Source organism: Enterobacter sp. Tr-810, from assembly GCF_011752765.1.
GTDB lineage: Bacteria > Pseudomonadota > Gammaproteobacteria > Enterobacterales > Enterobacteriaceae > Enterobacter > Enterobacter soli.
In genome coordinates this window covers 379,217-385,940 of sequence record NZ_VWWW01000005.1, presented here as the reverse complement: position 1 = coordinate 385,940, position 6,724 = coordinate 379,217, and the positions used below count along the sequence as shown (strand labels likewise).

The following is a 6,724-nucleotide window of genomic DNA, read 5'->3' as shown; positions in this document are numbered from 1 at the left end:
TAAACTTCGTAATGAATTACGTGTTCACTCGTTGAGACTTGGTATTCATTTATTGTCCGAAGACATTAAGAATCCATGTCACTTTGAGTGCCCACACAGATTGTCTGATAAATTGTTAAAGAGCAGTTGCAACGCGGCTTTCGCTCACCGTTGCGAGGTGGCGTATATTACGCTTTCCTCTTTCAGAGTCAACCCGTTATTTCAGGATTTTTTCTCTTCAACCGACCGGGTTGTTTGTGAAGTGATTCACATCCGCCGTGTCGATGGAGGCGCATTATAGGGAGCTTCCGAGGAATGACAAGCGGAAAAATACAATTTTATTTCAACCGCTCACCTTTTAGCCAAAACGCCTATTTTTGGTGCTTTTTAATCTCTTTTGGCAGCTCTGCCAGGCTATTAATCACCCAATCCGCTGCATTCTCTGCTTCTGGCGTCACTGGTTTGCCAGTGCGAACTAATATCCTGGTACCTACGCCAGCTGCGGTTGCGGCCTGCATATCTTCCAGTTTATCGCCCACCATATAAGAAGCAGCCATATCAATGTGCAGAAATTCCTGTGCAGAGATAAACATCCCCGGATGAGGCTTACGGCAGTCGCAGGTCTGACGGTACTCTTCTACTGTTCCTTGAGGGTGATGCGGACAATAATAGATACCGTCGAGATCGACACCGCGATCGGCTAACGACCAGTCCATCCACTCAGTCAGGGTTTCAAACTGCGCCTCGGTGAATTTACCGCGAGCAATACCAGACTGGTTGGTGACAACCACCAGCGCATAGCCCATCTCTTTCAGCTGGCGCATTGCATCTATTACGCCTTCGATAAATTCGAACTCATCTATCTCATGGACATAACCGTGATCCACATTAATGGTGCCATCACGATCGAGAAAAATTGCGGGTACTGATTTTGCCACCGGTTTGCTCCTGAAAAAGGCGTGTCCGGCTAGTATCTCATGAATCGCAGTGCAATAAAGTGCTCATCGCACAGAGTTGGATTGATTTAGACGTCTGGATGCCTTAACATCCATTTTGTTTACGGTCATCACCCGTATCTGGCAGAACAAAATGCCACGGCTAACTTACATACGATAAAAATAATCTAATGATTAAACTTTCCAATATCACCAAAGTGTTCCAGCAGGGAAACCGAACCATTCAGGCGCTGAACAACGTCAGCCTGCATGTTCCTGCTGGTCAAATTTATGGCGTCATTGGCGCATCGGGTGCAGGTAAAAGTACGCTAATCCGTTGTGTTAACCTGCTTGAGCGCCCAACCCAGGGCAGCGTAGAAGTTGGCGGACAAGAACTTACCGCCCTATCAGAGAAAGAATTAACGAAAGCGCGTCGCCAGATTGGCATGATCTTCCAGCACTTTAACCTGCTGGCATCCCGCACCGTGTTCGGCAACGTCGCTTTGCCGCTGGAGCTGGACACCACGCCTAAAGAAGAAGTTAAGCGTCGCGTGACCGAACTGCTGGACCTGGTTGGTCTGGCTGATAAACACGACAGCTATCCGGCAAACCTGTCCGGTGGTCAGAAACAGCGTGTCGCAATCGCCCGTGCGCTGGCCAGTAATCCAAAAGTGCTGCTGTGCGATGAAGCCACCAGCGCATTAGACCCGGCAACCACACGTTCTATTCTGGAACTACTGAAAGACATTAACCGTCGTCTGGGCCTGACTATTCTTCTTATTACCCATGAGATGGACGTTGTAAAACGTATCTGTGACTGCGTAGCCGTGATCAGCAACGGTGAACTGATTGAACAAGACACCGTAAGTGAAGTGTTCTCACATCCGAAAACGCCGCTCGCGCAGCAGTTTATTCAATCCACGCTGCATCTGGATATTCCTGAAGATTATCTGGCGCGTTTAAAAGCAGAGCCAACTGCCGACAGCGTTCCAATGCTGCGTATGGAGTTCACCGGTCAGTCTGTGGATGCGCCACTGCTTTCCGAAACCGCGCGTCGCTTTAACGTGAACAACAACATTATTAGCGCGCAGATGGATTACGCCGGCGGCGTGAAGTTCGGCATCATGCTGACAGAAATGCACGGCACACAAGAAGAAACGCAAGGCGCGATCGCCTGGCTGCAAGAACACCATGTAAAAGTAGAGGTATTGGGTTATGTCTGAACCGATGATGTGGCTGCTGGTTCGCGGCGTTTGGGAAACGCTGGCAATGACCTTTGTATCGGGCTTTTTTGGTTTCGTCATTGGTCTGCCGGTCGGCGTACTGCTGTACGTCACTCGCCCTGGGCAAATTATTGAAAACGCGAAGCTCTATCGTACCCTTTCTGCGCTGGTGAACATCTTCCGTTCCATTCCGTTCATTATTCTTCTGGTATGGATGATTCCTTTCACTCGCGTGATCGTGGGTACCTCCATCGGCTTACAGGCCGCAATCGTCCCATTGACCGTCGGCGCTGCACCGTTTATCGCCCGTATGGTTGAGAACGCATTGCTGGAGATCCCGACAGGTCTGATTGAAGCATCCCGTGCTATGGGTGCAACTCCGATGCAGATCGTTCGCAAAGTCCTGCTGCCTGAAGCGCTGCCAGGTCTGGTTAACGCAGCAACCATTACCCTTATTACGCTGGTCGGTTATTCCGCGATGGGCGGTGCTGTCGGCGCCGGTGGTTTGGGGCAGATTGGCTATCAGTACGGCTATATTGGCTATAACGCTACCGTAATGAATACTGTTCTGGTATTGCTGGTTGTTCTGGTTTACTTAATCCAATTCTCTGGCGATCGCATCGTCCGGGCTGTTACTCACAAATAACGTTACACACAACACAAACTCGACGAGTTAAGGATATAACATGGCGTTTAAATTAAAGACCTTTGCAGCGGTAGGCGCGCTGATCGGCTCTCTGGCACTGGTGGGTTGCGGTCAGGACGAAAAAGATCCAAACCACATTAAAGTGGGCGTTATCGTGGGTGCAGAACAGCAGGTTGCTGAAGTCGCTCAGAAAGTGGCGAAAGAAAAATACGGTCTGGACGTTGAGCTGGTCACCTTCAACGACTACGTACTGCCGAACGAAGCGCTGAGCAAAGGTGATATCGACGCTAACGCCTTCCAGCATAAGCCATACCTGGATCAGCAGATCAAAGACCGTGGTTACAAGCTGGTTGCAGCAGGTAACACTTTCGTTTACCCAATTGCCGGTTACTCCAAGAAGATTAAATCCCTGGACGAACTGCAACCTGGCTCCCAGGTCGCTGTGCCTAACGACCCGACTAACCTCGGTCGCTCCCTGCTGCTGTTGCAGAAAGTGGGCCTGATCAAACTGAAAGACGGTGTTGGCCTGCTGCCGACCGTTCTGGATGTGACTGAGAACCCGAAAAATCTGAAAATTGTTGAGCTGGAAGCCCCACAACTGCCACGTTCCCTGGACGACGCACAGATTGCCCTGGCGGTTATCAACACCACTTACGCAAGCCAGATTGGCCTGACGCCAGCAAAAGACGGTATCTTCGTTGAAGATAAAGACTCTCCATACGTGAACCTGATCGTGACTCGCGAAGACAACAAAGACGCGGAAAACGTGAAGAAATTCGTTCAGGCTTATCAGTCTGACGAAGTTTACCAGGAAGCCAACAAGGTGTTTAACGGCGGCGCTGTTAAAGGCTGGTAATCTCACTTCAGTGTAATATCATCAGGACGGGCAAAAGCCCGTCTTGTCATTTATGCAGGCAACTGATTCAATATCTGACGATTTGATTATCCATTGAGGAACTATTATGCGTGCTTTACCGATCTGTCTTTTAGCACTGATGCTGAGCGGCTGTTCTATGCTAAGCAGATCTCCTGTTGAGCCTGTTCAAAGCACTGCAACCCCGCCAAAAGCGGAGCCCGCAAAACCGAAAGCGCCACGTCCTGCGCCGGTGCGCATTATTACCAAAGCCGACGATCTCGTGGGCAAGCCTTTCCGTGAGCTGGGCGATGTGAGCGGCGAATCCTGCCAGGCAACCAATCAGGACTCTCCACCAAACATCCCAACGGCGCGTAAACGCCTACAGATTAACGCCGCAAAAATGAAAGCTAACGCGGTTCTGCTGCACAGCTGTGAAGTGACCAGCGGTACGCCAGGCTGCTACCGTCAGGCGGTTTGTCTGGGAACAGCGCTAACCATTTCGGCGAAATGAGTTCATTTCAGTTCGAGCAGATAGGCGTTATCCGCTCCCCTTATAAAGAGAAGTTTGCCGTACCGCGCCAGCCGGGTCTGGTCAAAAGCGGCGGTGGCGAACTTCACTTCATCGCACCTTATAATCAGGCCGATGCGGTACGCGGGCTCGAGGCATTCAGCCACTTATGGGTTGTCTTTGTCTTTCACCAGACGATGGAAGGTGGCTGGCGTCCAACCGTTCGCCCTCCGCGTCTGGGTGGCAATGCCAGAATGGGCGTGTTCGCAACCCGTTCAACCTTTCGTCCAAACCCTATTGGCATGTCTCTGGTCGAGCTGAAAGGCATTCGGACGCAGAAAGATCAGGTCATACTGGAATTAGGCAGCCTTGATCTTGTGGATGGCACCCCGGTTATCGACATCAAGCCTTACCTGCCCTTTGCTGAAGCCCTGCCGGATGCGCGTGCGAGCTATGCCCAGGAAGCGCCGCAGGCTGATATGCCTGTACACTTCACGTCAGAGTTAGCCGCCCAGATAACGCTACTGGAAAAGCGCTATCCCCGCCTGCGCGATTTTATCGTCGACGTTCTGGCTCAGGATCCACGTCCGGCCTACCGTAAGGGAGAGGAAACCGGGAAAACCTACGCCGTCTGGCTGCTGGATTTTAACGTCCGCTGGCGCGTGACTGAGGCGGGATTTGAAGTCTTTGCCCTTGAACCCAGGTAATTTTATTTTCCTCTCTTTTGGCATCTTTGCCACACTGGTAAACTAAACCACTTTTTTTGTGTCAGGTTGACCATTCAGCCTGTCCTACTCGTCGAAACGGAACCGTAACAACATGCGTACTAGCCAATATCTGCTCTCCACTCTGAAGGAGACACCTGCCGACGCCGAGGTGATCAGCCACCAGCTGATGCTGCGCGCCGGGATGATCCGCAAGCTGGCCTCCGGGTTATACACCTGGCTGCCGACCGGCGTGCGCGTCCTGAAAAAAGTCGAAAACATCGTGCGTGAAGAGATGAACAACGCCGGTGCTATCGAGGTGTTAATGCCGGTAGTTCAGCCCTCTGAACTGTGGCAGGAGAGTGGTCGCTGGGAACAGTACGGTCCTGAACTGCTGCGTATTGCCGATCGCGGCGATCGTCCGTTTGTCCTCGGCCCAACGCATGAAGAAGTCATTACCGATCTTATCCGTAACGAGCTGAGCTCTTACAAACAGCTGCCGCTGAACTTCTTCCAAATCCAGACCAAGTTCCGTGATGAAGTGCGCCCACGTTTTGGCGTCATGCGCTCCCGCGAATTCCTGATGAAAGATGCGTACTCTTTCCACACATCTCAGGAATCTCTGCAAGAGACTTACGACAAGATGTACGAAGCGTACAGCAAAATCTTCTCCCGCATGGGCCTGGATTTCCGCGCGGTACAGGCTGACACCGGCTCTATCGGTGGTAGCGCATCTCATGAATTCCAGGTACTGGCACAAAGCGGTGAAGACGATGTCATCTTCTCTGACTCCTCTGATTACGCCGCTAACATCGAGTTTGCAGAAGCTCTGGCACCAAAAGCGCCACGTGCAGCAGCAACTGAAGAGATGAAACTGGTTGATACGCCAAACGCGAAAACCATTGCTGAGCTGGTTGAGCAGTTCAATCTTCCTGTCGAAAAAACGGTCAAAACGCTGCTGGTGAAATCCACCGAAGGTAGCGAATACCCGCTGGTCGCCCTGCTGGTTCGCGGCGATCACGAACTGAACGAAGTAAAAGCCGAGAAGCTGCCGCAGGTTGCCAGCCCGCTGACTTTCGCAACTGAAGCGGAAATCCGCGCGGTGGTAAACGCAGGTCCAGGTTCCCTGGGTCCAGTGAATATGCCAATTCCGGTAGTTGTTGACCGCACCGTTGCGGCAATGAGTGATTTCTCCGCTGGCGCAAACATCGATGGTAAGCACTACTTCGGCATCAACTGGGATCGCGATGTCGCGACGCCAGAAGTGGCGGATATCCGTAACGTGGTTGCCGGTGACCCAAGCCCGGATGGCCAGGGTACCCTGATGATCAAACGCGGTATCGAAGTGGGTCATATCTTCCAGCTGGGCGATAAATATTCCCGCGCGATGAACGCAGCCGTTCAGGGTGAAGATGGTCGTAACCAGGTTCTGACCATGGGTTGCTACGGTATCGGGGTGACGCGTGTGGTCGCTGCGGCGATTGAGCAGAACTACGACGAGCGCGGCATCGTCTGGCCAGACAACATCGCACCATTCCAGGTCGCGATTCTGCCAATGAACATGCACAAGTCTTACCGCGTGCAGGAACTGGCTGAAAAACTGTACGCCGAGTTGCGCGCTCAAGGTATCGAAGTGCTGATGGACGATCGTAAAGAGCGTCCAGGCGTGATGTTTGCTGATATGGAACTGATCGGTATTCCACACACTGTGGTTATCGGCGACCGTAACCTCGATAGCGATGATATTGAATACAAATACCGTCGCAGCGGCGAGAAGCAGATGATCAAGACCGGTGACATTCTTGATTACCTGGTGAAAGCCATCAAAGGTTAAGAAACAAAAAACCCCGCACATGCGGGGTTTTTTAATGGG

The 6,724-nt window shown here is 51.8% G+C and carries 7 protein-coding genes; 6 read left to right on the top strand and 1 reads right to left on the bottom strand.

Going from position 1 to position 6,724, the window contains the following annotated elements; translation table 11 throughout:
* Positions 1-350: 350 nt before the first annotated feature.
* Positions 351-917: a D-glycero-beta-D-manno-heptose 1,7-bisphosphate 7-phosphatase gene (gmhB, locus tag F3J30_RS16580; RefSeq protein WP_166717929.1), complete on the bottom strand. Its 567-nt coding sequence runs from the start codon at positions 915-917 to the stop codon at positions 351-353.
* A gap of 188 nt (positions 918-1,105) precedes the next feature.
* Here gmhB and metN point away from each other — a divergent pair, with 188 nt between their 5' ends.
* The 6 genes from metN to proS all read left to right on the top strand — a co-directional run bounded on the left by metN (position 1,106) and on the right by proS (position 6,685).
* Complete coding sequence (gene metN / locus F3J30_RS16575; RefSeq protein ID WP_166717928.1) at positions 1,106-2,137, top strand: methionine ABC transporter ATP-binding protein MetN; 1,032 nt, start codon at positions 1,106-1,108, stop codon at positions 2,135-2,137.
* The gene (locus tag F3J30_RS16570) at positions 2,130-2,783 is read left to right on the top strand and encodes a methionine ABC transporter permease MetI (RefSeq protein ID WP_003856130.1); all 654 of its coding nucleotides are present in this window, start codon (positions 2,130-2,132) and stop codon (positions 2,781-2,783) included. Before metN ends, F3J30_RS16570 begins: the two co-directional genes overlap by 8 nt.
* Positions 2,784-2,823: 40 nt before the next feature.
* Positions 2,824-3,639: a methionine ABC transporter substrate-binding lipoprotein MetQ gene (gene metQ, locus F3J30_RS16565; RefSeq protein ID WP_014068992.1), complete on the top strand. Its 816-nt coding sequence runs from the start codon at positions 2,824-2,826 to the stop codon at positions 3,637-3,639.
* Between the two features lie 106 nt (positions 3,640-3,745).
* Positions 3,746-4,150: an Rcs stress response system protein RcsF gene (gene rcsF, locus F3J30_RS16560; protein ID WP_014068991.1), complete on the top strand. Its 405-nt coding sequence runs from the start codon at positions 3,746-3,748 to the stop codon at positions 4,148-4,150.
* Positions 4,147-4,854 carry a tRNA (N6-threonylcarbamoyladenosine(37)-N6)-methyltransferase TrmO gene (gene tsaA, locus F3J30_RS16555; RefSeq protein ID WP_166717927.1) on the top strand — a complete coding sequence of 236 codons (708 nt, stop codon included), beginning with the start codon at positions 4,147-4,149 and terminating at the stop codon, positions 4,852-4,854. The genes rcsF and tsaA overlap by 4 nt, the downstream gene beginning before the upstream one ends.
* Before the next feature lie 112 nt (positions 4,855-4,966).
* Entirely contained in the window at positions 4,967-6,685 is a 1,719-nt protein-coding gene (proS, locus tag F3J30_RS16550) for a proline--tRNA ligase (RefSeq protein ID WP_166717926.1), read from the top strand.
* The last annotated feature ends 39 nt before the right edge of the window (positions 6,686-6,724 follow it).

Coding starts and splice junctions, on each gene's coding strand:
- metQ (WP_014068992.1), top strand. CDS start 2,824: ATGGCGTTTAAATTAAAGACCTTTGCAGCGGTAGGCGCGCTGATCGGC.
- metN (WP_166717928.1), top strand. CDS start 1,106: ATGATTAAACTTTCCAATATCACCAAAGTGTTCCAGCAGGGAAACCGA.
- F3J30_RS16570 (WP_003856130.1), top strand. CDS start 2,130: ATGTCTGAACCGATGATGTGGCTGCTGGTTCGCGGCGTTTGGGAAACG.
- rcsF (WP_014068991.1), top strand. CDS start 3,746: ATGCGTGCTTTACCGATCTGTCTTTTAGCACTGATGCTGAGCGGCTGT.
- tsaA (WP_166717927.1), top strand. CDS start 4,147: ATGAGTTCATTTCAGTTCGAGCAGATAGGCGTTATCCGCTCCCCTTAT.
- proS (WP_166717926.1), top strand. CDS start 4,967: ATGCGTACTAGCCAATATCTGCTCTCCACTCTGAAGGAGACACCTGCC.